Source organism: Gorillibacterium sp. sgz306347 (assembly GCF_059735245.1).
Map to the genome: position 1 here is coordinate 26,739 of NZ_JCAPET010000021.1, position 26,021 is coordinate 52,759.

Annotated in this window: 29 protein-coding genes; 25 read left to right on the plus strand and 4 right to left on the minus strand. The window is 57.3% G+C overall.

Annotated features, from left to right (window positions below; genetic code table 11):
* Nucleotides 1-207 precede the first annotated feature (207 nt).
* Nucleotides 208-2,235 carry a putative bifunctional diguanylate cyclase/phosphodiesterase gene (locus AC6I6H_RS12650; RefSeq protein WP_497954192.1) on the minus strand — a complete coding sequence of 676 codons (2,028 nt, stop codon included), beginning with the start codon at nt 2,233-2,235 and terminating at the stop codon, nt 208-210.
* Nucleotides 2,236-2,437: 202 nt separating this feature from the next.
* Here AC6I6H_RS12650 and dapB point away from each other — a divergent pair, with 202 nt between their 5' ends.
* Complete coding sequence (gene dapB, locus AC6I6H_RS12655) at nt 2,438-3,181, plus strand: 4-hydroxy-tetrahydrodipicolinate reductase (RefSeq protein ID WP_497954194.1); 744 nt, start codon at nt 2,438-2,440, stop codon at nt 3,179-3,181.
* Nucleotides 3,182-3,203: 22 nt separating this feature from the next.
* On the opposite strand, the gene AC6I6H_RS12660 is transcribed toward dapB, so the two are convergent.
* Nucleotides 3,204-3,560: an MmcQ/YjbR family DNA-binding protein gene (locus AC6I6H_RS12660; protein ID WP_497954195.1), complete on the minus strand. Its 357-nt coding sequence runs from the start codon at nt 3,558-3,560 to the stop codon at nt 3,204-3,206.
* A 297-nt stretch (nt 3,561-3,857) separates the two neighbouring features.
* Between AC6I6H_RS12660 and AC6I6H_RS12665 the strand changes: the two genes are divergently transcribed.
* The 3 genes from AC6I6H_RS12665 to AC6I6H_RS12675 all read left to right on the plus strand — a co-directional run bounded on the left by AC6I6H_RS12665 (nt 3,858) and on the right by AC6I6H_RS12675 (nt 6,102).
* The gene (locus AC6I6H_RS12665) at nt 3,858-4,304 is read left to right on the plus strand and encodes a MarR family winged helix-turn-helix transcriptional regulator (RefSeq protein ID WP_497954196.1); all 447 of its coding nucleotides are present in this window, start codon (nt 3,858-3,860) and stop codon (nt 4,302-4,304) included.
* Nucleotides 4,305-4,391: 87 nt separating this feature from the next.
* On the plus strand, nt 4,392-5,621 hold the full coding sequence (locus tag AC6I6H_RS12670; protein WP_497954197.1) for an epoxide hydrolase family protein: 1,230 nt from the start codon (nt 4,392-4,394) through the stop codon (nt 5,619-5,621).
* A 64-nt stretch (nt 5,622-5,685) separates the two neighbouring features.
* Nucleotides 5,686-6,102 (plus strand): Rrf2 family transcriptional regulator, encoded by a 417-nt coding sequence (locus tag AC6I6H_RS12675; protein WP_497954198.1) that lies wholly within the window; start codon nt 5,686-5,688, stop codon nt 6,100-6,102.
* Nucleotides 6,103-6,121: 19 nt separating this feature from the next.
* Here AC6I6H_RS12675 and AC6I6H_RS12680 read toward each other — a convergent pair whose 3' ends face one another.
* Both AC6I6H_RS12680 and AC6I6H_RS12685 read right to left on the minus strand, forming a co-directional pair.
* Nucleotides 6,122-6,442, minus strand: a complete 321-nt coding sequence (locus AC6I6H_RS12680; protein WP_497954199.1) for a hypothetical protein — start codon at nt 6,440-6,442, stop codon at nt 6,122-6,124.
* A 533-nt stretch (nt 6,443-6,975) separates the two neighbouring features.
* Nucleotides 6,976-7,578, minus strand: coding sequence for a flavin reductase family protein (locus AC6I6H_RS12685; protein ID WP_497954200.1), 603 nt, complete (start codon nt 7,576-7,578; stop codon nt 6,976-6,978).
* A 181-nt stretch (nt 7,579-7,759) separates the two neighbouring features.
* On the opposite strand from AC6I6H_RS12685, the gene AC6I6H_RS12690 reads away from it, so the two are divergent.
* The 21 genes from AC6I6H_RS12690 (at nt 7,760) to AC6I6H_RS12790 (ending at nt 25,907) form a co-directional block, all read left to right on the plus strand.
* A complete protein-coding gene (locus AC6I6H_RS12690; protein ID WP_497954201.1) occupies nt 7,760-8,347 on the plus strand; it encodes a DUF1349 domain-containing protein in 588 nt (195 codons plus the stop codon).
* Between the two features lie 458 nt (nt 8,348-8,805).
* On the plus strand, nt 8,806-9,702 hold the full coding sequence (locus AC6I6H_RS12695; protein ID WP_497954202.1) for a radical SAM protein: 897 nt from the start codon (nt 8,806-8,808) through the stop codon (nt 9,700-9,702).
* 122 nt (nt 9,703-9,824) lie between these two features.
* Nucleotides 9,825-10,193, plus strand: a complete 369-nt coding sequence (locus tag AC6I6H_RS12700; protein ID WP_497954203.1) for a NifB/NifX family molybdenum-iron cluster-binding protein — start codon at nt 9,825-9,827, stop codon at nt 10,191-10,193.
* A gap of 15 nt (nt 10,194-10,208) precedes the next feature.
* Nucleotides 10,209-11,087 carry a nitrogenase iron protein gene (gene nifH, locus AC6I6H_RS12705; protein WP_497954204.1) on the plus strand — a complete coding sequence of 293 codons (879 nt, stop codon included), beginning with the start codon at nt 10,209-10,211 and terminating at the stop codon, nt 11,085-11,087.
* A 53-nt stretch (nt 11,088-11,140) separates the two neighbouring features.
* Nucleotides 11,141-12,085 carry a cysteine synthase A gene (gene cysK / locus AC6I6H_RS12710; protein WP_497954205.1) on the plus strand — a complete coding sequence of 315 codons (945 nt, stop codon included), beginning with the start codon at nt 11,141-11,143 and terminating at the stop codon, nt 12,083-12,085.
* A 33-nt stretch (nt 12,086-12,118) separates the two neighbouring features.
* A complete protein-coding gene (locus tag AC6I6H_RS12715; protein ID WP_497954206.1) occupies nt 12,119-13,459 on the plus strand; it encodes a nitrogenase component 1 in 1,341 nt (446 codons plus the stop codon).
* A 24-nt stretch (nt 13,460-13,483) separates the two neighbouring features.
* The gene (locus AC6I6H_RS12720) at nt 13,484-15,028 is read left to right on the plus strand and encodes a nitrogenase component 1 (RefSeq protein ID WP_497954207.1); all 1,545 of its coding nucleotides are present in this window, start codon (nt 13,484-13,486) and stop codon (nt 15,026-15,028) included.
* Nucleotides 15,025-15,837 (plus strand): ABC transporter permease, encoded by an 813-nt coding sequence (locus AC6I6H_RS12725; RefSeq protein WP_497954208.1) that lies wholly within the window; start codon nt 15,025-15,027, stop codon nt 15,835-15,837. The genes AC6I6H_RS12720 and AC6I6H_RS12725 overlap by 4 nt, the downstream gene beginning before the upstream one ends.
* A 47-nt stretch (nt 15,838-15,884) precedes the next feature.
* Complete coding sequence (locus AC6I6H_RS12730; protein ID WP_497954210.1) at nt 15,885-16,661, plus strand: ABC transporter permease; 777 nt, start codon at nt 15,885-15,887, stop codon at nt 16,659-16,661.
* A 59-nt stretch (nt 16,662-16,720) separates the two neighbouring features.
* Nucleotides 16,721-17,791, plus strand: a complete 1,071-nt coding sequence (locus tag AC6I6H_RS12735; protein ID WP_497954211.1) for an ABC transporter substrate-binding protein — start codon at nt 16,721-16,723, stop codon at nt 17,789-17,791.
* A gap of 45 nt (nt 17,792-17,836) precedes the next feature.
* Nucleotides 17,837-18,709, plus strand: coding sequence for an ABC transporter ATP-binding protein (locus AC6I6H_RS12740; RefSeq protein WP_497954212.1), 873 nt, complete (start codon nt 17,837-17,839; stop codon nt 18,707-18,709).
* A gap of 68 nt (nt 18,710-18,777) precedes the next feature.
* Nucleotides 18,778-19,131, plus strand: coding sequence for an ArsR/SmtB family transcription factor (locus tag AC6I6H_RS12745; RefSeq protein ID WP_497954265.1), 354 nt, complete (start codon nt 18,778-18,780; stop codon nt 19,129-19,131).
* A 386-nt stretch (nt 19,132-19,517) separates the two neighbouring features.
* A complete protein-coding gene (locus AC6I6H_RS12750) occupies nt 19,518-20,252 on the plus strand; it encodes a 4Fe-4S binding protein (RefSeq protein WP_497954213.1) in 735 nt (244 codons plus the stop codon).
* A 79-nt stretch (nt 20,253-20,331) separates the two neighbouring features.
* Entirely contained in the window at nt 20,332-20,925 is a 594-nt protein-coding gene (locus tag AC6I6H_RS12755; protein WP_497954214.1) for a PadR family transcriptional regulator, read from the plus strand.
* Entirely contained in the window at nt 20,912-21,169 is a 258-nt protein-coding gene (locus tag AC6I6H_RS12760) for a DUF2164 domain-containing protein (RefSeq protein WP_497954215.1), read from the plus strand. Before AC6I6H_RS12755 ends, AC6I6H_RS12760 begins: the two co-directional genes overlap by 14 nt.
* Nucleotides 21,170-21,185: 16 nt before the next feature.
* Complete coding sequence (locus AC6I6H_RS12765; protein ID WP_497954216.1) at nt 21,186-21,704, plus strand: RDD family protein; 519 nt, start codon at nt 21,186-21,188, stop codon at nt 21,702-21,704.
* A 68-nt stretch (nt 21,705-21,772) separates the two neighbouring features.
* Complete coding sequence (locus AC6I6H_RS12770) at nt 21,773-22,249, plus strand: hypothetical protein (RefSeq protein WP_497954218.1); 477 nt, start codon at nt 21,773-21,775, stop codon at nt 22,247-22,249.
* A gap of 648 nt (nt 22,250-22,897) precedes the next feature.
* A complete protein-coding gene (locus tag AC6I6H_RS12775) occupies nt 22,898-23,347 on the plus strand; it encodes a DUF6678 family protein (RefSeq protein WP_497954220.1) in 450 nt (149 codons plus the stop codon).
* A gap of 515 nt (nt 23,348-23,862) precedes the next feature.
* Entirely contained in the window at nt 23,863-24,021 is a 159-nt protein-coding gene (locus tag AC6I6H_RS12780) for a hypothetical protein (protein WP_497954221.1), read from the plus strand.
* A gap of 42 nt (nt 24,022-24,063) precedes the next feature.
* Nucleotides 24,064-24,522: a GNAT family N-acetyltransferase gene (locus tag AC6I6H_RS12785; RefSeq protein WP_497954222.1), complete on the plus strand. Its 459-nt coding sequence runs from the start codon at nt 24,064-24,066 to the stop codon at nt 24,520-24,522.
* A gap of 191 nt (nt 24,523-24,713) precedes the next feature.
* The gene (locus AC6I6H_RS12790) at nt 24,714-25,907 is read left to right on the plus strand and encodes an acyltransferase family protein (protein ID WP_497954223.1); all 1,194 of its coding nucleotides are present in this window, start codon (nt 24,714-24,716) and stop codon (nt 25,905-25,907) included.
* The last annotated feature ends 114 nt before the right edge of the window (nt 25,908-26,021 follow it).

Here is a 26,021-nt window from a genome sequence, read left to right on the forward strand (position 1 = left end):
TGACCAAGCTGAAGGCGGCCAAAACGGGATAAGGAAAGACGAACGGCCTGCAGCCCGTTAAAATGATAGTTTAAAGAAACAGCAGTCCGTTAGGAAACGGCTGCTGTTTGTTCTTTCTGCTATTTGGCGGATGGCAACTTATACTGAATCTTTATAGTAATCCTTTTATCATATGTGAGTTTAGCAATAACCTGCTGCTCACAAACCTTACCCGGCTGTCCCGGCCCCCGCACGTTGAAGCAGCCATCCGGCGATATCTCCGGCAGGCATCGGTTTGCTGTAGTAGTAGCCTTGCACGAGGCGGCAGCCGCGGGCCTGGAGAAACTCGACTTGCTCCCTGGTTTCCACCCCTTCGGCGACCACCTCCAGCTCCAAATTCCGGGCAATGGCGATAATATTGCTGATAATGGCGCGTTTTGTCCGGATGCCGCTTTTTCGGATAAAAATTTGATCGATTTTCAGCGTATTGATAGGCAGCTCGTCCAAAATTCCCAGAGAGGAATACCCGGTTCCGAAGTCGTCCAGCGAGACACGAATCCCCAGCGCCCGGATTTGCCGAAGCTGGCCGATCACATCACTGGAAGTGGTCATGGCGATCGATTCCGTGATTTCAATCTCGAGGCAGGCGCCGGCCAGACCGGACCGGGTCAAGGCGGCCCGCAGGGTCTCCGCCAACTGCCCGTTCTCAAACAAACGCATCGACAGGTTAACCGAAACCGGCACGGCGGCGATGCCCGACTCCCGCCAGGCTTTGTTTTGCCGGCACGCTTCGTCGATAACCCACTCCGTCATCGGAATGATCAGGCCGGATTCCTCCGCAATCGGGATGAATTCCGCCGGAGAGATGACGCCCAGCTCGGGATGCTTCCATCGGAGAAGGGCTTCCAAGCCGGACAAACGGTCGGCCACGGAATCCCACTTGGGCTGGTAAACCAGGAAAAATTGATGCTCCGCGTGGGCTTTCCGAAGATCGCGCTCCAGCGACAGACGACGGAACTGATCCCGCTGCATGGCTTCCTCATAGAAACAGTAGCGATTTTTCCCCAGCGCTTTTGCCTGGTATAAGGCGGTATCGGATGTCTTCATCAAAGACGATTTTTCCGTTCCGTGGTCGGGTGACAGGCTGATTCCGATGCTGGCCGTCATGTACAATACATTTTCGTTTACGTAAAAAGGCTGTTTGAACGTTTTCAGCAGACGCTCCGCAAGCGCCTCCGTTTTGGGCAAAGAGGCCTCGGCATAAGCCAGCAGGAATTCATCGCCGCCCAACCGGAACAGCTCTGCTTTTTCCTCCGTCCGAATCGCATCGAATAACCGGGCCGCCACCTGATGAAGAAGCAGGTCCCCGATATCGTGCCCCAGCGTATCATTTACGGTTTTGAAGCGGTCCAGGTCGATAAAAAAAACCGCCCCGTGCTGGCCGCGCGAAAAATGCTGCAAAAAGTAACGCTTCAGCCCGTTGCGGTTGGGCAGGGAGGTCAAGGCATCGTGGTAAGCCATCCGTTCCAGCACATGTCGGTCGAAGAAAATGGCGCCGATCAAGGTTGCGACGATCAGCAGCGCGGCTGCGGCAACGCCGATCAGGAGAAGAGGAGCGGATTCCGCATGTACGTCCTGCACCTGGGAGGCGGGGATCTGAAACCGCGACGCGGCCATGCCGGCATAATGCATCCCGGAAACGGCAACGCCCATGACAATTGAGCTGATCAGCTTCCACATGCTGAAATCGGCTTTGAACCGAAAGTGACGGAACAAGTAAAGGGCTGCGTATGAGGCGGCAAAGGCAACAAGAATGGAGAGCGCCACCCAATAAGGGGAGTAAGAAACGACTGCATGGGTTTCCATGGCGGCCATTCCGATGTAGTGCATCGCAACGATGCCGGTCCCCATGCAGAACCCGCCTTGTACGGTTTCCTTAAAGCGGACCTCCTCCCGCAATGCGGCGCGGAAGGCGACAAAAGAGGAAAAAATACTTGCAAACCCGGATAGAACGGTAAGCCAAGGGTTGTAAACGATATGGAAATTCGTATGCATGGCCAGCATGCCGACAAAGTGCATCGCCCAGATGCCGCTGCCCATGGCAAAAGACCCCGCCGCCAGCCAGAACGCCCGAATCCTTCCTTCCGCACGATAAATCTTGCTTGCCGCTACAAGGGCGGAGTAAGAAGCAAAAACGGCGATAACGAACGATAGCCCGATGATCCAGCCGTTGTAGTGAACGATTTGTGGTGTCATGCTGTGTGCTCCCCGGTTCGAGATCATCGTGTCTGTTTTTAAGTTTTTTATGCAATAAATTAATATCGGCAAAATGCGGTGGTTTGTGAAGAAATGGTGACCATTAAGCGGGGGGAGAGTTTTCCTTTACTTAGGGACACCGCAAGGTTTTAATGAAGGGAAGAGGGTTCGATTACATTCCATAACTAGCTGGAGGGGCGTCATGATCAGAGTCGGAATTGTCGGCGGAACAGGGAAGCTTGGAACGGAGATTATAAAACTGTTAAAGGAGCAAAGGGACATCGCAATCGGTGCGGTTATCGCCCGAAAAACCAACTCCTTCGTGGGAAAAGACATGGGCGCACTGCTTGATGCCGGTCCCACCGGCCTTCTCATTCAAGACCAGATTCCCGAGACCATAGAGAAATGTGATTTGTATGTGGACTGCTCCAATGCCGAAGCACTGATGAAGAATTACGACGCCTACCGTCTTGCCAATAAACCGCTTATCATTGCAACGACGGGTTTTAATGAAAACGAGCTGCAAAAGCTTTCTATGCTTGCATCCTCCATTCCCGTTGTGGTATGCCCCAATTTCAGTATTGGCGTATATAAATTCCTCAAATTAGTGAAACAGGCCGCTCTGGAATTCGGCGGAACCGCCGACATCGATATCGTCGAATCCCATCACAAGCTGAAAAGAGACAAACCGAGCGGCACCGCAAGCGAAATGGCAAAGGTTATCAGGGAATCAGGAATCGACCGTTCAGTCACGATCCATAGTGTGAGAGCAGGCAACATAATTGGAGAACACAGTGTGACGTTCACAACGGCCGACAACGAAAGGATTGAACTGGCCCACAAGATTTATTCCCGCGAGGGTTTTTCCCAGGGAGTCATCCAAACGATCAAATGGATTGCCGTTAAACAAGCGGGCTTATTTGGCATCGAAGATATCTTCAACTGAGCTTTTGTGAAAAGCTTATATTTTATTTTGTTAAGTTGTAGCTCAAATTCATTAAATCGTAGATTTCCGCTTTAGGAAAAGGACTATCCAAAACAATGGTAATCCAATGTTCCTTATTCATATGGTAGGCGGGCAAAACTCCTTGTTGATTCCTTAATAAACTATTTAATTCCGGGCCGCACTTCAAGTTCAGGACATCGACCCTTCCTTCCCCTGGTAAACCTAATTTGATTCTCGGCACATTCATAATCACGCCATACCACTTGCCATTCTTGCTGTGTCTTAATACTGCATACTCAGGATACTTGAACCAAGGGTAGTCCGGCTCGGTGCAAAACTTTTCCTTTACATAAGTAAATATTTCTTCCCGATTTATCAAAAAACTACCTCCCGATATACCTTTTTGTTACACCAATATTTTTTGTCCCACATAATTTTACTAATCTACATTAGAACATTAAAGTCGCAAACTCTCATATGTCACAGTCATTCATCTATACGGTTAAAAGGTGCGTTTGAATTGGATATTCAAATGATAAAAGGAGGGACGTGCGTCAGGCAGGGTACCTACAAAAGGAAGTGCAAATTGCCGCCGGACGAAATGACTGTCTCTTTGACGAGCTTCGTGTTCGAATTTACATTAGAAATTTATATAAGTGTATGATATAAATGAAGCATGGAACCTAAAAACGAATCAAACAAGTTGAATGTAGAAGCGTTTGCGCTTGCGCTGGAGGACTTGACGAGGATCATCATTCGGCTGCCGGCGGTCGAAAAACTGAGTTTTACGACGCTCTCCGTGCTGCATACCTTGTCCCGCAAAAGCCCGATGCGGCTGACCGAGCTGACCGCGAATGAGCAGGTGACGCAGCCGGCGATCACGCAGCTGGTTTCCCGGCTTGAACGGGACGGCCTCGTTGAGCGGAAGCCCGATCCGGGCGACGGCCGGGTGGTGCTCGTGCACATTACCGCCGCGGGGGTGCAGGTGATCGATTCGCGGAGACTGGACCGCATCGCGCAGCTTTCTAAGTACGCGGAGGAGCTCACGCCGGAGGAAAAAGGAGCCTTGGCCGCCGCCGTCCCCGCCTTGAGACGGCTGGCCGAATTGGGAAGCCGTTCCTAGGCGCTCCCGCACGGTCTCTAAGGGAGTACCGATCCCGAATGTGCTTTTAACCGCGCATGTCGAATCCGACAGGAGGAAGGAAAGCGTATGGAAACCGATGTCCCTTTCAAGCTTTGCCCCCGTCCCATCCATGTAACCGACGAGCTGCTTGCCGACCTGAAGCGCCGGCTGGAGGCGGTCCGCTGGCCTGGCGGCACCGGCAATGAGGACTGGTTTTACGGTGTCAACCGCAGCTATCTGGAGGAACTCGCCGCCTATTGGCTTCACAAGTATGATTGGCGGAAAGCCGAAAAGGCGATCAACGCCTACGAGCATTACAAGGTCGAGGTGGCGGGAGTTCCTGTCCATTTCATGCGGAAGCCGGGTGTCGGGCCCAAGCCGATTCCGCTGATTCTGTCGCACGGCTGGCCCTGGACGTTCTGGCATTGGTCCAGGGTGATCGATCCGCTCGCCGATCCGGGCGCCTTCGGCGGCGATCCGGCCGACGCCTTTGATGTCATTGTGCCTTCGCTGCCGGGGTTTAGCTTCTCGACGCCGCTTCCCGATCAGCCGGATATGAACTTTTGGAAAACGGCCGATCTCTGGCATACCCTAATGACCGACGTGCTCGGATACAAGAAATACGCGGCGGCCGGCTGTGATGTCGGAGCGCTCGTCACCGGGCAATTGGGCCATAAATACGCGGATGCGCTTTATGCCATTCATATCGGCTCCGGCCAAAAACTGAGCCTGTTCACCGGAGACCGCGCCTGGGATCTCTCCGGCGGCCAGCCGATACCCCAGAACGTCCCGGACGACATTCGTGCGGGAATCGTAAAAATGGACCGGCGTTTTGCATCGCACCTCGCCGTGCATGTGCTGGACCCGGCCACGCTTGCTTACGGACTGAGCGACTCGCCGGTGGGTCTGCTCGCCTGGATTTTGGAGCGCTGGGCGAATTGGAGCGACAACAAGGGTAACGTGGAAAATGTTTTCTCCAAAGACGAGCTACTTACACACGCCACCATTTACTGGGCGAACAACGCCATCGAAACGGCGGTTCGTTTTTATGCCAATGCCAACCGGTATCCATGGACGCCTTCCCATGACCGTTGGCCTGTTGTGGAAGCTCCGGCCGGCCTCACCTTGGTCGGCTACGAAAATCCGCCGGGCGTTACGACCGAAAACCGCGTGGAGCATTTTCTCAAAAGCGAGCGCGCCGCCTGGTACAATCTCGTCAATGTCACCGCTCACGAAGAAGGCGGGCACTTTATCCCTTGGGAGATTCCCGGTCAGTGGGTCGGGGATTTGCGCCGGACCTTCCGGGGACGGCGGTAAGCGGATGATCTATTGACAACGCGCATCGAGGTAACTACAATCGTTACAACGGTGGTGGTATTTTATGAAGCAAATTAGTTCCCGTTTCTCAATCGCGGTTCACATTCTTTCTCTGATTGCAGTCAGCCCGGAAGAGTGCACGGGGGATTTTATCGCCGGCAGCGTCAACACCAATCCGGTCATTATCCGCCGGATGATGGGGATGCTGAAAAAAGCGGGCCTGGTAAACGTCCGCCCGGGAGTGGGAGGCGCCTCCCTGCGGAAAGCTCCGGAAGAAATCACACTGCTTGAGGTTTACCGGGCGGTGAACGTGGCGGAGGAAAACCGTCTGTTCCGGTTTCACGAAAACCCGAACGTCCTTTGTCTTGTGGGCCGGAACATTGAACAGGCGCTCCAGACGGAAATGAATGAGGCGCAAGCGGCGATGGAGCAGCGGCTGGCGCAGACAACGTTGAGCGGGCTCATCGCAAAGTTTACGTGACGATAACGGAAGCAAGAGGCTATCCCGAAAGGGGCAGCGTCAAATTTTCAGAAATCCGGCTCATTTTGGTGAGCGTAGGTTTCTTCCGGCTTTTCATCGTTGTAAAGTGGAAATACGGGGGCGGGGAGTATTCCGGTTCTCTCGGGGATTCTGGTGGGCCGACATCGAATTTATGTTTTGTACGGCTGCCGTGATCCGCCCCCCGTTTGACTCGCCCCTTTCCTGCTGTCTCTGTTTTCTTGGCGAAAGCTGCAAGCGGCGGGCACAAGCCAACGATGGCCAAGGAAAAGAAGGCAAATAGATGCACAGCGGCACCTATTTCCGATAATTCTTTTTCCAATCGCGAAATTATTCCCCAGACGCACTTATTTCTGACTAAACAAGCGGAATTCGGAGAAAACTAGAGGAATAATTGCTTTTATGCATCAATTTTACGAAAAATAGAAAAAACAGCTGAAATAGTTGTTTTTTTGCACTTCCTGCTTCCCCTGGCCCCCTGCCCCCCTGCAAGCGCAGAGCCCACTGATGGTTGGGAATTCTCACGCCCGCCGTCCTGCGCTAGCCGCCCCGCGCCCGCCACCTTTTGCCGATAGACGTCCGCCTTATCGTTCTTTTGCAAACAACGGTTCCTGAGGGGGCACGCGTCCCCGAATTCAGCGGCAGGCCAAATTGGCTTGGATTTCGCCCTCCAATTGACATTCGAAAAGAAGTCTCCGGAAGTGGTCAAGAAAAAAGGGTTGTTCTATAGCGGGTAACGTGAAAAAAATTTGCACAAAAAAGGGCTATCGAGCACTTACTTTCCCGACAGCCTTTTTTTGCGCTGGAAAAAAGAGAACATTTAAACGATCCGGCTCTCGTGCCGGTGCCGTCGGGTTACGCCCGAAAGCTTTTGCCTAATTCCCGGCCAAGCCCGAAGTAATGCCGGAAGTTATAAATGAGCGGACTCCATGCCGCCGGATCAATATGGTGCTCGTTCAGCACGATGCTTCGGTGCGCATGGACGCGCACGGCTTCGGCCTCTACGATAGCAAAGGCCGGATTATACTCCGGGACGCGGGTGTGCCGGACGACGCATTCGATTTGCAGCGGACACTCCGCTACCCGGTCCGGCCGGACCTGTTCGGATTGAAGCGGAGTCAGCTCTGCGGCGGCGAACTTATCTTTTTCATGGCGGAAGGACAATTGCAGTTTATAATCCGGGACCGGGTCTTTTCCGGTGAGCGGAGCCAGCGCTTCGACCTGCGCCCAAAGGTCGGGACCGGGAACATTGACGACGCATTCCGGATGGAGGGACAGATTTTCAATGGCCTTTCCGCCCAGTCCGACACCGAGAACCAAACTGTTTCCAAGCGCCCATGAGGAAGACAAGGGACTGATGTTGGTTGTGCCGTCTTCGTTTAATGTCGTTAACAAGATGACGGGCGTGCCGTAATACAAAATTTTGGGCTGGATCACTTGATGGGGGACAACCGGCATAATGCAGATACCTCCGATAGAAACGTATGTTCCTGCCTATTGTACACGAAAAGGAGCATTGGCACAAAACGCTTCCGAAGCCTGCCGACCGGACGCTACCGAAACGCCTGTGGTGGTTTATCCGGGTAGACGGTTTATGATAAGGTAAAAGTGGATTCATTTGGTCCTGGGAGGAATCAAGATGAAGACAGACTTCCGGCAATGGAGCTGGATACGAAAGCCGAAGACAGCGGCCGTCGAAGCCCACAGGGTTACGATGCGTACGGAACCGAAGACCGATCTGTGGCAGCGCACCTATTACGGCTTTCAGAACGACACGGCGCCGGCTTTGGTGATGGAAACGGCGGAGCAGTATTTTACAGTTGCGGTCAAAACGGAATTCAACAGCAAACGCAGGTTTGACCAATGCGGCATAATCCTCTACCAGAACAGCGAACATTGGTTCAAGGCGTCGAGCGAATATGAGAACGAGGCCTATCAGCGTTTGGGGAGCGTGGTTACGAACCACGGGTATTCCGACTGGGCTACCACCGACATCCCGGCGGACATCAAAAAGCTTTACTATCGGCTGAGCCGCAGGGAAAGCGATTTTCTCGTCGAGGTGTCCCTGGACGGCGCGGTTTACAAGCAGATGCGGATGTTTCACCTTTTTAACAGCACGGATGCCGTTCGGTTTGGCGTATATGCCTGCAGCCCGGAGGATTCCACGTTTGAGGCGGTATTCAGCAGGCTGGAATGGACGGAATGTCTCTGGCGGGAGCACCAATAAGAAACTTTGTCACAGAGACCGATTAAAAATTTCGGGCAGGCGGGCAAGCCTGCAGGCAGCCATTCTTTTCAAAATGAAACAATCCGCATCAAGCGGAAACATCGCGAAACGCGTTTCGCCCCTATCATCGGCAGATGGTTTGGGCGGGATGCGTTTTGCTTTTTTTGGCGCGGCCGGGCGGTTTTGGCGGGAGGGGACGAAACTTGCGCCGCACGGAACGGGAGAAAACGGCGAAGGAGAACGAGACCGGGCAACGAATGGCTGAAGCCCAGGCATCTGTTCAAAATAACAGAAAGTTCCATTCGTTCACTAATATGCCCAATTTATAGAAACAAACCGTATTGACGGCATTGGCTTGTGTGATTAACATGTTGCTAAATCCGATCGGAATTAATGGATTAAAATCCGCAATCAAAAGTGATTTCTCTCACAATACCGATGGCGAAAGGAAGTGCCGCATGAAAGCCAGCGAAAGCAGCGCGCCGGAAGAGCGATACGGGCATCTGGTCCGCCGGCATCCCTGTTTCAGCGGAGAAGCGCATGTCCGCTTCGGGCGCGTCCATCTGCCGGTCAGCCCGTCCTGCAACATCCGGTGCAAGTTTTGCAAGCGCAGCTTCAACCGCACGGAGACGAGGCCGGGCGTTGCCGGCGGCATCCTCCGTCCGGAAGAAGCGGCCCGGCTCGTCGGCCGGGCGCTGGAGCTTTGCCCGGAGCTCACCGTCGCCGGGATTGCAGGGCCGGGCGATACGCTGGCGACACCGCACGCTTTGGCGGCGTTCGAGGAAATTCACCGGCGGTATCCGCACCTGATCAATTGCTTGAGCACCAACGGGCTACTGCTGGAACGGTATGCCGAACGCATCGCAAGCGCCGGCGTCCGCACCGTGACGGTCACGGTCAACGCGGTTGATCCGGCCATTCAGGAGCGGATTTGCTCGGCCATCGTGCTGAACGGGCACGTCCTGCGCGGTCTCGATGCGGCGGAGACGCTGATCGCGGCGCAGCTGGCCGGCATCCGGAAGGCGCATCGGCTGGGGCTTGCCGTGAAGATCAACACCGTGCTGATTCCCGCGGTAAACGGCGGCCATGCAGGCGAAATCGCGCGGCAAACCGCGCAGGCGGGCGCATCGCTGATCAACCTGATTCCGCTGATCCCGCAGCATGAGATGGCGCATCTGGAGCCGCCGGATTGCTTCCAGCTGGCGGAAGCAAGGGAAGCGGCGGAAGTCTATTTGCCGGTGTTCCGGCACTGCCGGCAGTGCCGGGCGGATGCCTGCGGGATTCCCGGCTCGGGCGTGGACTTGGCGTCCCGCCTCTACGACGAGCCGCTAACGGAGACTTTTTCGCACGGATGAGACCCCTGCTTGTAAACCCTGCCGCCCGACCTTACGAAAACGGAATCGAAAAGCTAACGGAGGCAGGCCGGCAAAGAGCGGAGAAGACCGGGCCGTGCCGGTCAACGGAAGGAGAGAGCGCCATGGCATTCAAGGTTGCGGTTGCCAGCCTGGACGGGGTGCACATCAACCAGCATTTTGGAAGAAGCGAAGGGTTTCTGATCTACCGCATCGAGGACGACGGCACGTACGGATTCGTGGAGGAACGGGGCGTGCCGGACCGCCCTTGCGGAGGCGGGGCACATGAGGACGGCGCGCTGGTCCGGTCCGCCGCCGGGTTGTCCGATTGCAGCATCGCCCTGGTGGCCCGCATCGGCCCGGGCGCGGAGAAGGCCTTGGCGGCCCACGGCGTCAAAGCGTTCGAGACGCGCGACACAATTGAGAACGGGCTGCGGAGACTGGTGCGGTATTTAAACCAAATCCGGGCGGACCGGGGCGCGAAATCCCAGTAAACAGGAGTGATTCTCATGGCGAAGAAGCCGAAGCAAATCGCGATTTATGGAAAAGGGGGGATCGGCAAGTCGACGACAACCTCAAACATCAGCGCCGCCTTGTCGGTTGCGGGCTACAAGGTGATGCAGTTCGGCTGCGATCCCAAAAGCGACTCGACCAACACGCTGCGCGGCGGCGAATACATTCCGACGGTGCTGGATTCCCTGCGCGAGCAGACCCGGATCAAGGCGCACGACGTGATTTTCGAGGGGTTCAACGGGATCTACTGCGTGGAGGCGGGCGGGCCGGCTCCGGGCGTCGGCTGCGCCGGACGGGGCATCATCACCGCCGTCGAGCTGTTCAAGCAGCAAAAGGTGTTTGAGGAGCTGGACCTGGACTTCGTCATTTATGACGTGCTGGGCGACGTCGTCTGCGGCGGCTTTGCCATCCCGGTCCGCGAAGGAATCGCGGAGCATGTGTTCACGGTATCGTCGGCGGATTTCATGGCCGTTTATGCGGCAAACAACCTTTTCAAAGGCATTCACAAGTATTCCAAAGCGGGAGGGGCGCTGCTCGGCGGCGTCATCGCCAACTCGATCAGCGCGCCTTACGCGAAGTCCATCATCGACGATTTCGTGCAAAAGACCGACACGCAGGTGGTGGAATACGTGCCGCGTTCCGTGACGGTTACGCAAAGCGAGCTGCAGGGCAAAACGACGATCGAAGCGGCGCCGGATTCCGAGCAGGCCCGGATCTACAAGGAGCTGGCGCGCAAGATCAGCGAGCATGAGGTTTCCAAGGTTCCCGCTCCGATGGAGGTCGGAGAGCTGCGGGAATGGGCCTCCCGGTGGGGGAAGCTGCTTGTGGAGCTGGAAAGCGGGATCGTGCCGACGCAAGCGGTCGGCAATCTGTAAGAGGCACAAACAGGCATGCCGCACAGCCAAATGAAAGGAAAGGGTGAACCGAAGTGGGGAGAATCGCCAAACGTTTGACGGACTTGATCGGCAATACGCCGCTGCTGGAGCTGAACGGGCTGCGGGAGGCCAAAGGGCTGAAGGCGTCCGTGATCGCCAAGCTGGAATATTTCAATCCCGGCGGCAGCGTCAAGGACCGGATCGGCTATGCGATGATCCGGGAGGCGGAGGAGCAAGGGCTGCTGAAGCCGGATTCGGTCATCATCGAGCCGACCAGCGGCAACACGGGCATCGCCCTCGCGCTTGTGGCGGCGGCTCGGGGCTATAAGCTGATCCTGACCATGCCGGACACGATGAGCGTGGAACGCCGCAGCCTGCTGGAGGCGCTCGGAGCGGAGCTGGTGCTCACCAATGGCGCGGAGGGGATGAAAGGCGCCGTCCGGCGGGCGGAGGAGCTGGCGGCGGAAATCAAAGGCGCCTTCATCCCGCAGCAGTTCAACAACCCGGCCAATCCGGCCATTCACCGCAAAACAACGGCGGAGGAAATCTGGCGGGATGCGGACGGCAGGGTGGACCTCTTCGTCAGCGGCGTCGGCACGGGCGGAACGGTGACGGGCGTCGGCGAAGTGCTGAAGGCGCGCAACCCGGAGGTGCGAATTGTCGCCGTGGAGCCGTTTGATTCGCCGGTGCTGTCCGGCGGCACCCCCGGCCCGCACAAAATCCAGGGCATCGGGCCGGGGTTCGTGCCCGGCATCCTGAACCGGGACGTGATCGACGAAATCTACAAGGTAAAAAATGAGGAGGCGTTTGAAGCGTCGAGGGAGCTGGCCCGGCACGAGGGGCTGGTGGTCGGCATTTCCTCGGGCGCGGCGGTCTTTGCCGCCGTCCAGCTCGCCCGGCGGCCGGAGAACGCGGGCAAGAACATCGTGGTGCTGCTGCCGGATACCGGCGAGCGGTATTTGTCCACGGTGCTGTTTCAGGAGAACGCGCTGGTTTAAGCGGGCATCCGCGAATAAGGAAGGAGCACACGCATGAGCAAAGTGATTGAACGGCCCCGGTTCACCTGTGCGCTGGGAGGCGCCATCGGCACGGTGCAGGCCCTGCCGCGGGCGATCCCGATTTTGCACAGCTCGCCCGGCTGCGGCGGCAACCTGGCCGGCGCGCTGAGCGGCGCCTCCGGCTATCATGGCGGCAGCTATTGCGGCGGCCAAACGCTGCCCAGCTCGAATGTGGCGGAGCGGGACATCGTGTTCGGCGGAGAAGAACGGCTGGCCGAGCAGATCGAGAACACGATCCAGATCATGGACGGCGACCTGTATTTCGTGGTCACCGGCTGCATGGTCGAGATGATCGGGGACGATGTCCGCCAGGTGGTCAGCCGGTTCAAGGGCGGCGATCATCCCGTGATCGGCGCCGAGACGACCAGCTTCAAAGGCAACTCCTACCGGGGGTATGACTTTGTCCTTCAGGCGCTGTTCCGCGATTTTGTCGAACCGGCTCCGGTCAAGGACGCGCGGACGGTCAATTTGTTCGGCATCGTGCCGCTCCAGGATGTGTTCTGGAAGGGCAATCTGGATGCCCTGAAGGCGCTGGTCGAGAAGCTAGGCGTGACGGTGAACACCTTTTTCGGCACCGGCGAGACGATCGACAACCTGCGGAACGCGGCGGCGGCTTCGGTGAACATCGTCGTATCCGAGGTGTACGGCCAAGAGGCGGCGCAAACCTTTGAGGAGGTTCACGGGGTTCCGGCCGTAACGATTCCCCTGCCGATCGGGGATCACGCGACGAGCGCCTTCCTGCGCGACGTCGCCGAGGCGGCGGGCCTTCCGCCGGAGGCGGCGGAAACGGTCATCCGGCAGGAACGCCTTTATTACTACGACTTCCTGCAAAAGCTGTCCGACTCCTACAACGACCTGGACTTTCAGCGGTACGCCACGGTGGTGGGCGACGCCAACTATGCGCAGGCGCTGGCGCGCTTTCTGGCCGACGACCTCGGCTGGCTGCCGGAACTGGCGATTGTGACCGACCCGCTCCATCCCGAGCAGGAGGACCGGGTGCGGGCGACCTTCGCCGGCTTCCGCTCCGGCGTGACGCCGGAGGTCGTGTTTGACACCGACGCGTCGAACGTCGTCAAGCACATCAACCGGCATTGGGCGCCGAGCGGCGGGCAGCGCTATTACGAGGGGTTTAACCCCGGCGTCATCGTCGGCAGCGTCATGGACCGCGACACGGCGGAGCAGCTGAAAGCGCCGCTTCTCGCCGTCAGCTACCCGATCACCAACCGCGTTGTGCTGAATCGGGCTTATGCCGGCTATCGCGGGGCGCTCACGCTGGCGGAGGACGCGTTCAGTCTGCTGGTCAGCCACCGCTAAAGGCGAAAGGAGAGGATGGATACAATGGATTTACTCGATAACAAGGCGGCCCCGATCCGGGAGGACCGGCTCGCGGCGTGCGGAGCCTATGGCGGTTCCTGCTGCGACCTGTCCGGAGAATCCAAGAAGGGCGGCTGTCTGTTCAACACCAAACGGACCTTTTCCCAAACGCAGGGCTGCCAGCTCAGCTTGAGCCTCGGCATGGTCGCCTCCATCCGGGATTCGGTGGTCGTCGTGCACAGCCCGGTCGGCTGCGGGGCCAACATGCTGCAAACGGCGGGGATCAACAAGGTGTTCCAGCAGCTCCGCAGCAGCTCTTCGCGCGGCTTGCGCTGGATCAACACCAACCTGGACGAAGCGGACGTCATCCAGGGCGGCGAAAAGAAGCTGCGCCAAGCGGTTCTGAAGGCGGAGGAGGAATTCCGGCCCGAGGCGATCATCGTTATGAACGCGTGCGTGCCGGCCCTTATCGGGGATGACATCGACAGCGTGCTGGAGGACCTGCAGCGACAGGTGAACGCGCGCATCGTTCCGATCCACTGCGAGGGCTTCCGCACGAAAATCCAGGCGACGGCGTATGACGCCGTGTATCACGGCATTTTGCGCAACCTGGTCGGAGAGGACAAAGCAAAAACAAAGCGGATTTTGGAGGAAGATCCGGTTCGCGAAGCAAAGCGGCAGGCCCGGATCGGGCGGACGGTCAACCTGCTGAACGTCGGCTCGATGAGCCGGATCGACGAGGTCGAGCTGATCCGCATTCTGAACGCCCTCGACCTGGAGGTGCGGGTGCTCCCTTGCTTCGCGCACCCGGACGACTTCACCTATTCGTTCGAGGCTACGCTTAATGTGAGCATTTGCGCCACGCACGACGATTATTTCGTGGAGCATCTGAAAGCCCGGTACGGCGTGCCGTACGTGCTGCGTACGATTCCGATCGGGATCACCAATACGAACAAATGGATCCGCGACATCGCCGCCTTCTTCGGCATCGAAGAGAGGGCGGAGCGCTTCATCGAGGCGGAAACGAGGGAGCTGGACAAAGCGCTGGCCCCTTACCGGGAACAGCTGGCCGGCAAGCGTGTGTTTCTTACCGGCGGGGAGATCCGCATTCTGACGACGGCGGAGCTGCTGTACAACCTCGGCATGGAAGTGATCGGCCTGCGGGGCTATCACTTCGACAAATACGGGGAACTGCTCCTGGACGAATTCCTGCAGGACGTCCCCGGCACGGGCGATACGGTGTTCAACATCGGAGCGGGCCAACTGTTCGAGCAGGCCAACCTGCTGCGCCGGCTGCAGCCGGACCTGTATGTCGGGCATCTGGGCGGAAACGGCTCCGCCTCCAAGCAGGGGTTCAGCATCTTCCCCCTGTTCGGGCAGAGCAACGATTATTTGGGCTACCAGGGCGTATTCGAGGTGGCGTCGCGCGTAGCGCGGATCATGCGCAATTCCGCGTTCAACCGCAATCTGGGCAACCACGCCAAGCTGCCGTACCGCGAAAGCTGGTATGACGAGGACCCGTTCCGCTACATCGATCATTCGGCGCTCAAGGAAGAGCAGCCGGTATGAGCGCGTTCCGCAAAACGCTTCTCGCCGTCCATAGCAAGCTGGTGAGCTTCTATCTGATTTTTGCGCTGCTCTTGATATGGGAGCTTGCGCCCCGGCTCGGCCTGGCCAATCCCGTATTCGTGCCGCCGTTTTCCCGGGTCGTGGAGGTCGGCCTCGACCTCGGGCTGATCAAAATTCTGCTCTACATCTCCATCAGCCTGAAGCGGGTCTTCGTCGGGTTTTTCTTTGCGGCGGCGCTTGCGCTGCCGGTCGGGTTTATCCTGGCGGGGGCGTTTCCGGCAGTCTCCCGCTTCATCCGGCCGCTGCTCGTCTTCCTGTCGCAAATTCCGCCGTTTATCCTGTTTCCGATCTTTGTCATTCTCGTAGGGGTGGGAGAAGGTGGGATTTACACGGTCATTTTCTGGTCGACCTTCTGGCCCGTGTTGTTTACCTCCATCACCGGCATCCAGAACGTCGATCCGCTCCTGATCCGCTGCGCCCGGGCGATGAACGCAAGCCGCGTGGAGGTTTTTTTCAAGGTGGTGCTGCCGGGTGCGTTTCCCGCAATCATGACCGGCATCCGCACCGGGCTGACCATGAGCTTCTTCATGCTGATCGGCGCCGAGACGATGGGCGCGGATTCCGGCATGGGCTGGCTCATTCACAACGCGCAGAGCATGGGCTTCATCCCGCGGATTTACCTTGGCGCAATCCTGGTCGCGGGCGTCGGTCTGGCGCTGAACTATGCGCTGGAGTGGCTGGAGGAGGCTCTGGTCGACTGGAAGGAGGAGCCGGAAAGAGAGGCGGAGGCGGGCGCAAGCGCGGCCTAGTATAGGTGCCGTTTGCGTCAATTGATACGAAAGGGGAACGCTGGACCATGAGCCGGCTTTGGGAAACCGTCAAGAAGACGGGGATCGGCGGAATTCCGCTGCTGTTGTTTTTTCTTCTGTGGGAGTATGGCGCCGGCGCCGTTGCCGAGGGCGTGCTTTCGCCGCCAACCGAGGTGCTGGCTTCCCTGTACCGGGCGGCAACGGCGGACGTGCTGCTGGAGCAAACCGGCGTGAGCCTGATCCGGGTGGCGATGGGCTTCGCTTTGTCGCTCGCGGTTGCCGTTCCGCTCGGCTATTTGCTCGGTACCTTTTTCCGGCCGTTTGAAAAGGTACTGCTACCGTTTCTGCGGATGTGCGAAAAGCTCAATCCGTTTGCCATTATTCCCATCTTCATGATCTTTTTCGGCATCGGCACGGCGGAGAAGGTGGCCGTCATTTTCTGGGCGGCGCAATGGCCGCTGCTGTTCAACACCATCGCCGGAGCGCGAAGCGTCGACCCGCAGCTTCTGCGTGCGGCCCGGTCCATGGGGGCGACCCGCAAGGAGCTTTTTGCCAAGGTGATCCTGCCTTATACGCTACCGCATCTTTTTACGGGAATCGAGATTGCGGCGCAGATTTCTTTTTTCATGATCATCGCTTCCGAGGTGATCGGGGCAGGCAGCGGCCTCGGGTGGTATTACATCAACGCCACGGCGAGGTACGACCTGCCGCTCTTGTACGGCGTCGTGCTGTACATCACGCTGCTAGCCATTGTCATCAACCAGGTGTTCAGCCGGATCAAACGGCGGTTTCTTGTCTGGAAAGAGGCGGTCTCCATTTCATAACAGGGCGTCCCGGATCGCGGGCGGCAAAAAAGCAAGTTCATTAGGGGAGGAAAGAAACCATGGCACTTCAGAAAAAAACGAAGGTTATCGTGCTCGGATCGGCAGCGGCGGTGGCGGCGGTCGGCATCGGAATCGGAGCGTATTACGCCAGAACGGACGACGGCATTGCGGGCGCTATCGGGTTCAAGGATCTGAAAGCGGCGGATTCGGCGGCGGTGGCGGGCAAAGACGTGATCACACTGAAAACCGACACGAAGAAAAACTGCTCTTCGACGCCATGGGTCGTGGCCGAGAAGAAGGGCTTTTTTGCCGAGGAAGGGCTGAACATCGTCTACACCGGAGAGCTGGCGGCGGCCCAGCGGCTGCCGTCCATCCTGAACGGGACGAACGACATCGGCGGCGCTTTGCCGAACGCGCTGGCCACTTACGTGGCGGGCGGGGCAAAGATCAAGGCCGTTACCTTCGGAGAAGTGGACCCGCCGGAAAGCGTCGATCCGAAATTCCGGCATATGCGCTACTATACCGGAACCAAGCAGGGAGCGGGCAGTCTGGAGGAGCTGTTCGAGAAGAAAAAAGGCGGAAAAATTACCGTCAACGCCACGGTCCCGAGCTGCAACAGCTTTATCTGGAACCAGATTCTGATCAGCAGCGGGTTTGATCCGAAGGAGATCGAATACGTGACCTTCGATACGGATACCGCCGCGATTCAGGCGGTTGAGCAGGGGAGTCTGGATGTCGCGGGCATTCACCCGCCCTTCTACAAGCTGGCGGACGAATCCGGTCTGACGCTGCTGGCGGATTCCCGCGACACCGGCCTCGGTCCGGCCGCGGGCGTGTCCACCTACTACTTCACCGACGATTTCATCGAGAACAACCCGGAGGCGGTTCAACGCTTTGTGAACGCAATAAAAAAGGCGCAGGAATGGATCAACGTGAATACGGAGGAATCAATCCAGCTGACGGCGGATTACATCGGGCAGCCTGTCAACGCGACGCACTACTTTTTTACGGACGACAAGCTGCCGACGGAGCTTCTTCAGCCGTGGATCGACGATCTCGTGGAGGGCGGGACGCTCAAGAAGGATCAGGTCGAAGTCAGCGATCTGGTGACCGCGCAGTTTGAACAGTAACCTTTAATCCGAAAAGAGGAACCAGACAAAGGAGGCGGCTTGCCGATGGCGGCGGAGGAAGACAAAATCGTAATCCGGAATGTGGACCGGAGCTACCGCGTCAAACGCGGCGCAAGCGGGCAAACGAAGGATTTCGCCGCACTGCGGGATGTGAACCTGACGGTCCGGAAAGGAGAGTTTCTGACCATTGTGGGGCCGAGCGGCTGCGGCAAATCGACGCTGCTGGATCTGATCGCCGGGCTGTCGGCTCCTACCTCGGGCGAGCTTTCGATCGACGGGCGGTGGATTACGAAGCCGGCGCTGGACCGGGGCATCGTCATGCAGGGGTATGCGCTGTTTCCGTGGCGCAGTGTCAGGCGGAACGTGGAATTCGGGCTGGAGATCAAAGGAGTGGCGAAGAACGGGCGAAAAGAGATCAGCGACCGCTTCATCCGGATGGTGGGCCTGGAGGGATTTGAGGACCGGTATCCCTACGAGCTGTCCGGCGGCATGAAGCAGCGGGTCGCCATCGCCCGGGCGCTTGCCTACGACCCTGAGGTGCTGCTGATGGATGAGCCCTTCGCCGCGGTCGATGCGCAGACCCGGGAGGTGCTGCAGGATGAGCTGCTCCGCATCTGGGAGGAGACCCGAAAAACGATCGTTTTTGTTACGCACAGCATTGACGAAGCGGTCTGCCTGGCGGACCGGGTCGTCGTAATGACGGCCAATCCCGGACGCATCCGGGAGGTGGTGGAGGTCAAGCTGCCCCGCCCGCGCCGCGTCGGCGATGTCCTGGCCACGGCGGACTTTGCCATCGCCCGTTACCGGGTTTGGGAGCTGCTGCAAAACGGCGGCGCCCCGCCGATCACTCCCTCCCGGGAACCGGAGAACGCGGGGGTGCGGATCGCCGAGCAAATTTCGGCGGGAGCCGTGCTGTAACGCAAGCGCCCGCCGGCGGGAATTCCGGCAAAGGCAATAAACCAAAGGAGGAAGCAACCGTGACCGTTATCCAGTTTCGTCCTGCGGGTTTTTCGGACCCGTCTGACGCGCCAAAGCGGCTTGACCCCCTGGAGGTGTTCAAGGCTTTGTCCAACAGGGCGAGAATCCGGATTTTGCAATGGCTCAAGGACCCCGAGCTTCATTTTGCCTCGCCGGAGGGCGCAGACCGGAAGGAAACCGGCGTTTGCGTCAGCGAAATCGCCGAGAAGCTGAACCTGACGCAGCCCACCGCTTCCGAATACCTGGCCATTTTGCAGCGGGCGGGCCTCATCCGGACAAGGCGCATAGGAAGATACACGTACTACCAAAGGGACGAGGAAGCGATTCAGGGCATGGCGCAATTTTTTAACCGGGAGCTGTAGGAGATTCGAACCTAACGTTAATAAACCAAGCGCCTCCGCTGTGTTTTTACCGGAGGCTGCTTTTTTATGTACGCACGATTCCTGGCTGACGGAATGCGACTCGAAAAGGCGGATGAGGGCAGAAGAGGCGCAATCTTGCAAAGGAACTGCCGACGTGATCATTTTCGGCAAAAGAACGACGGGGGCGCTGATGACGTTAGCCAAACAGAACGTGAAGAAGATCGCGACCCGACGGGATTGCCGAGATAAACGGAATACCCCCTCATTCTCCCCATTTAAAGGAAAGAATCTGCGGCGGCTTTTCTTTTTATTGACAGCATGGCTTGGCCTTTCCTATAATCGTTCTATATCATTTTGATATAATAATCAGAACGGTTGTGATCTGCATGAAACGGCAAACGGCACGAAAAACGATTTTGCTTTTTTCCACGCTGCTTTTTCCGATTACCCTGAACTACTTTTCCCCTTACCTGATCGTCCAGGGCAGCTTCGAGGGCGTCGCCACAGGCAGCCTCCTGCTGTTTGCGGGGCTTTTTCTGGCTTCGCTGGTTTTCGGGCGCGCTTTTTGCGCCTGGGTGTGTCCGGCGGGCGGCTTGCAGGAGGCCTGCGCCGCGATTGTCGGGAAATCCGCCGGCCGGAAGCAGCGCTGGATCAAATACGGCATTTGGGTGCCGTGGCTGGGCGCCATCCTTGCCGGCTTCATCGGCGCGGGCGGGCTGAAGCAGGTAAACGCGGTCTATTACACGGACTACGGCATTTCGGTTTCCGCTCCTTCCGGCTACATCGTCTACTTTGGCGTTGTGCTGCTCATCGTGCTGGTTTCGCTGTTTTTTGGCCGGCGTTCCTTTTGCCATTCGCTTTGCTGGATGGCTCCGTTTATGGTGATCGGAAGCAAGGTCCGCGAGAAGCTGAATTACCCGGCGCTTCGCCTGCAAGCCGAACCGGACGCCTGCATCGGCTGCGCCAAATGCAACCGGGTTTGTCCCATGAGCCTGGACGTGCGGAAGATGGCGGAAAAGGCCGAGATGACCGAGTCCGAGTGCATTTTGTGCGGAACGTGCGAGGACGTTTGCCCCAAGAGTGTCATTCACCTCGGCTTCTCGGGGAAAAAGACCGGCTGACCGCGCCCGGCTTCTCCTTCTTGCTTGCGTGAGGGAACCGTTTTGCGATACCTTTACTGTAACGAGGAGAGGTCATATTATGCCGAAGCAGAACACGACCGTTTTTATTCTTTTGGGTTTGCTGAATCACGAGGAGCTGAGCGGCTACGACATCAAAAAGAAGATCGACCTGATGATCAGCCGGTTCTGGCCGGCGGGTTACGGCCAGATTTACCCGACGCTGAGCCGGCTGGAGCAGGACGGCCTCGTGAGCAAACGCACCGGGGAGGACTCCAAAGGGCCGGAAAAATACGTTTACGCGATCACGGACGCGGGAAGGGACACGCTAAGGGATTGGCTGCGGATTCCCGGGCAGGCGGAATACACCAAATACGAGATTTTGCTGAAGCTGTTTTTCGGCGGCCTTGTTTCCCAGGAGGACAACCTGCGGCGGATCGAAGAGTTTCGCGCCCGCCATGCAGAAAACCTCGGCACGCTGGACGAGATGAAGGATAATCTGGAACGGGTGCTGGGCGAGGACGAGGACCATTTTTATATTTACCTGACGTTATTGTTCGGGGAGAAAATTTATAAGGCTTACGTTGAATGGGCGGATGAGGCGGCCCGGATGATCGGCGAACGGTTCGGGCATGAGAAAACGGATGCCGGAGGGGATGCGAATGCTGAAGGTTAAGCTGCCGAAGGAAGACAAGCAGGAATTGATCCGCCGCGTGCAGGCGTATTTCTATGACGAGCGCTCGGAGGAGCTGACCGATTTGGCGGCGGAGCTGCTGGTGGATTTTATGATGAAGGAGCTCGGTCCGTTTGTTTATAATGAAGCGATCCGCGAGGCGATCGCGGCGGTTCAGCAAAAAATGGTGTCGCTGGAAGATGACCTGCATGCGCTGAAGAAACGGGTGAGCGGCGGACGCCGCTAAACAGGAGGGGAACCCGGTGAGGAATGCTTCGTTTTGGTTGCGGATGCAGGCGTTCCTATGGGACTACCTGATCATCCTGGCTTATCTGGCTCTCGTGGCGGTCGTGAACCTGTTTTTGTTTCCGTCTTTGCAGCAGCTTTTTCAAGGCTCCCTGCTGGTTGCGCAGGCGGCGGGGTTTGTCATGGTGACGCTCCCCGTTTCGGTTTATTTTATTCTAAGCGATTCCGCGCTTGGCGGCCAATCGTTCGGAAAGCGGAAGACGCGGCTTCGCGTGGTCGGAACGGATGGAGCGCCTCTGTCCGTTTGGCGGCTTGCGGGCCGGACCGTCCTGAAGTTCATTCCGTGGGAGCTGTCCCATTTCCTTGTTTACCGGCTGGTTTCGCTTGGCGAAGCGGAATCGCCGCCGCTGTACTGGGTCATCGGCGGGCTGATTTATGCGCGGATGATCGCCTATATCGCAACCCCCTTCCTAACAAAACGCAAGCAGGCCCTGTACGACCTTCTGGCGGGCACGCAGGTGGTGAAGGCGGGCTAACCCGACAAGAGCGCCTTCTCCTGCTATAATGGAAGGAGAATCTTCAGACAAAAAGGAGAGCGGAAACCTTGACGAATTCAACGATGGAACCGGCGGCGCTGCCGAAGCTGTCGCAGCATACGGCCATCCTGCTGGAGCATGCCCGGAGGCGGGGCGTCTCCGAAGAAGAACTGGCGCGGGCCGTTCGGGACAAGGACCTTGCCCCGTTTGCGAAAGCGGAGGAAGAGCATTATGAGTACGCGGACTTTTTCTCGTATGCGGAAGAGCATGGGGAAGATTTGGTGCGCGGCCTGAGCGGCTACCGGATGACCTTCAATACCCGGAACGGATTGAAAATCTGGCTGGAGAAAGCGACCGGACTCGTCTCCGGCGAGGATTTCACGGTTGGGGAAGGCGTGATAAGCGGCCTCAAGGTAAGCCCGGAGCTGGCGGAGCGGATCAAAAACCGCCTGGCGGCCAATTGGGTAGTAACGGGCGAGACGGAAAGTGGCGAGGGCGTGGAGCTGGAGCTGAAGCTGCGGGCGCTTGTCTCCAACCCGGCGTAAGCGGGGCTAGAGCCGGCGGACTTCGGCCGGCCGGATATAAGAAAAACCTCCTTGCCGGGAGGTTTTTTTGTTTGGTTCAACCAGTGCCCGTGTGATAGTGGACTTATGAAAAGAAGGGACGAGGTGGCGGCTGTTTATCGGTAAAAGGGCATGACTCGTATTTCCAATGTCCAGGGGGCTTTCCGCTTGTAAAGCTGGGCAGGAGGTGCAAAAAAGCAACTAATTCTCCTATCATCCGCTATATTCGAACAAATAGGTGCATAAAGGCAATTATTTCTTTCATTCTCTCTGGATATCGCCATTTTATGAAGAAATAAGTGCGCATATGTTCTTATTTCGCGATAGACACCGATAGGCATTGGAAATAAGTAACCTTTTGCACCTATTTGCCTCGCCCTTCCCTGGTTATCGTACGTTGGACCGGCTCCAAGCTCCCTTTTCCCCATCGCTCGCCTTCTCAGCAAGAAACACATGCAGAAGGAATGATGAGCGAAGCAAACTGGAGCCACTCGAAGCGATCAATCTTCATGGATGGGGTACTGGCCAAGGATCAGGGACAGCCCAAGCGTCTTTTGCTAAACTGGGAGAAGCGAAGCAAAGCGAATGCTTTTATCGGCAAACCGGCCAGAGAGGGGGAAAGAGGGAGTCGTGACAAAGCAAAGCCATCGGAAGCGGGTGCTTTCGGAGATCGAGGTCCGCGGGTTGACCTCCGTCATGAACGACACCAAATGGGAAAAGCTTCGGCAGGTGGTTCTCCGCGAGCTGCCTTTTCTACCTCCGTACCAGATGAAAAGCATATTGTCTGCCGAAATGCAACCTTCGACGTTTGAGGACGATGTCTGGTATCACGGGGATTGGAGCTTCGGCGATACCGCCGATGGGCCGCCGCCCTTTTTCGAGGTGGAGTGGATCCGGGTAAAGCCCCGGTATGCGCGCCCCGCCGGACGGCTGGTGCCGCCGCAAACGGAGGATATTGAAGAGGCCTTTCTGGCCGTGCTGCGCAACAACGGCATTCCGTTCGTCCGGCACAAACGGGATTATCTGATTTTCGGCTACGCTACGGCGGAGGATCTGGCGAGGCTTGAAAAGTGGAAATAAGGCGGCTAAAGGAGAGGGAGTTAACCTGATCATATTGCGGTATTTATCATTTTACACGGAAAAAGACCAATCCAAAGCGGAGGCAAAAGCTCTTTTGGCCGGAATGACGCCAGCTATCGTATCGGGGAACATGGTCGCACACGAACGGCGAGGAACGGAAGGGGAATCGGGCTTTATCAGTACCCTGCAGGTGAACCTCCTCCGGTCGCCTGTCACTTGCGCGGAGGCAGGCGAGATTTTGGACAAAGTGGCAAAGGACTGGCGGTGGAAGTACGGATCGCTGCACGCATCTCCTTTTTCCGCGTCTATAAGTGGACAGACCCTTGAGGTTTCATTCGTTACGCTGGCTCCGGACTCGAAAGGGTTGACCGGCTCATTTTACATAAAAGGCGGATCGGAAAAAAGAAACCAAAACGCTTCTGGCCGCCTTGCTCTCCGGTCGGAACGTTCCGTTCCAACTCGAAAGCGCAAAACCCTACTGGAAAATAGAGGGCTGCTGGATCGTGGAGGTCCTTTTGGAGCTGCAACCCGAAAACACCCCTACCATCAAAGAAAAATTGGGACCGTTTACCGATCGCTGGTCGTTCGTCGGGTTGACTGCAACAGCGGATACTTGCACGCTGGACAAGAATATCCGACTTTTGGAAGCCTCCATCGGGGATGCGATTTTATAATTAGAGGACCTTTTATAATTCTATTGCCAAAAGGAGATCAAGATGAACATACGCAAACTGGGCCGGGAAGAAGAGGCGCCGTTTGATCTGCTGCTGCTCGCGGACCCGGCCAGGGAAATGGTTGCGGATTATTTGAAGCGGGGCGAATGCTGGGTGGCGGAGGAGGATGGGGCGGCCGCTGCCGTTTATGTGCTGCTGCCGACGAGGCCCAAAACGGCGGAGCTGGTCAATCTGGCGGTCCGGGAGAACCGGCAGGGCGCGGGACTGGGCAAGCAAATGGTGCGGCACGCCGTGGAAAATGCCAGGCGGCAGGGCTATCGCACGGTGGAGATCGGAACGGGCAATTCGGGCGTCGGGCAGCTGGCCTTGTACCAAAAATGCGGCTTTCGCATCACCGGGGTGGACCGCGATTTTTTTGTCCGCCACTATGACGAAGAGATCGTCGAGAACGGAATTCCGTGCCTCGACATGATCCGGCTGGCTCAGGATTTGGAGCCGTGACCGGAGCGTACATACACGGAAAGGAAGCTGCCGGAAGGCGGCTTCCTTTATATTTCGGGTTGTGCCGGATGAAAAGATTCTCTATAATGGGGGCCATAAGCAGTGCACCGGACGCAAGACCAGCTGTACCCCAAAACCTCATAGAGCATATTGCTCAAACGACGATCTTCGGAAAAGGAGGACGTGCGCCAATGAACCCTTCGGGCAGAATCGAAGTGCTGGATTCGGTACGGGGCATCGCCGCTTTTTCCGTGGTGCTGCATCACTGTTTTTTGGTGATCCCGTATTTTTACCTGACCAAATCGTATCTCGTCGAAAGCAGCTCGCTCACCTCGAACATCGTGCACTCGCCGCTGCATCTTTTTTTTGCGGGGCATGAAGCGGTTATGCTGTTTTTTGTTCTGAGCGGCTTTGTGCTGGCACTGCCGTTTTTGCAGGACCGGCCGTTTTCGTATTTTCCCTATTTGCTCAAAAGGTTTATCCGCATCTATCTCCCGTATATCGCCTCCATAGTCTTGTCCGTTCTGCTGTTCTACTCCGTCGCGCGGACGGACGGGCATTTCTTCAGCGACTGGTTCCGGGGGATGTGGGCGGGACCGCCGACCTGGGAGCATCTGGTTTCCTATTTGTTCATGACCGGCTACGATACGCACCGCCTGAACACGGTCACCTGGAGCCTGATTTACGAGATGCGGATTTCGCTGTTTTTTCCGCTGCTGATGGTTCTGGTCAAAAGGCTGAGCTGGAAAACAACGCTTCTCGGCGGGTTTTCGGTCTTTTGGGCGGGGTGGATCGCCAGCGATGTCATGGTCCGGGTGACCGGGGCGGAATGGCTGTATTCCGTCGGCTCCACCTTGTACTTCGTGCCGTTTTTTCTGGCCGGAGCGCTTTTGGCCAAACACAGGGAAGCCTGCTGCGCGTTTATGCGGCGGCTGCCGATGCTCGCCCGCTTGCTGCTGCTGGCGTCCGCCGTGCTTCTTTACACGGTGCAGTGGACGTTTTCGGCGGTGGGGCGGCTGCGGTATGCGGAGTCGGGCCTTGTGCGGGAATTAAGCGGGGGAATCATCGATATCAGCATCGGTGCGGGCGTGGCGATTTTTCTCCTTCAGGCGCTCGCGTCGCGCAAAGTGGCCGGCGTTCTGTCCAGACGAGCATTTGTCCGGCTGGGCTCGATTTCCTACAGCCTGTACCTGGTGCATTCGCTGGTTCTTCTAACCTTTGTTTATCTGCTGCAGGCCTATGTGCCGCTTCGCGCCATCCTGGCGGCTGTGCCGCTTATGTCCGTCCTCGCGGCGGTTGTCTTTTACCGCTTCGTGGAGCAGCCGACGATCCGGCTGGGACAAAAAGTGAGCAGGCGCATCACAGGCACGCGTTCCTACGGATAAGCGGCTTCGGCCGGGAATGCTTCTGGAACGGGCGGAGCAGTACGCAGATCGATTGATTGCTTCGCCTAAGCCGGCCGTCTCAACAAAATCTTCATCTTCTCCTTACACCCTTTT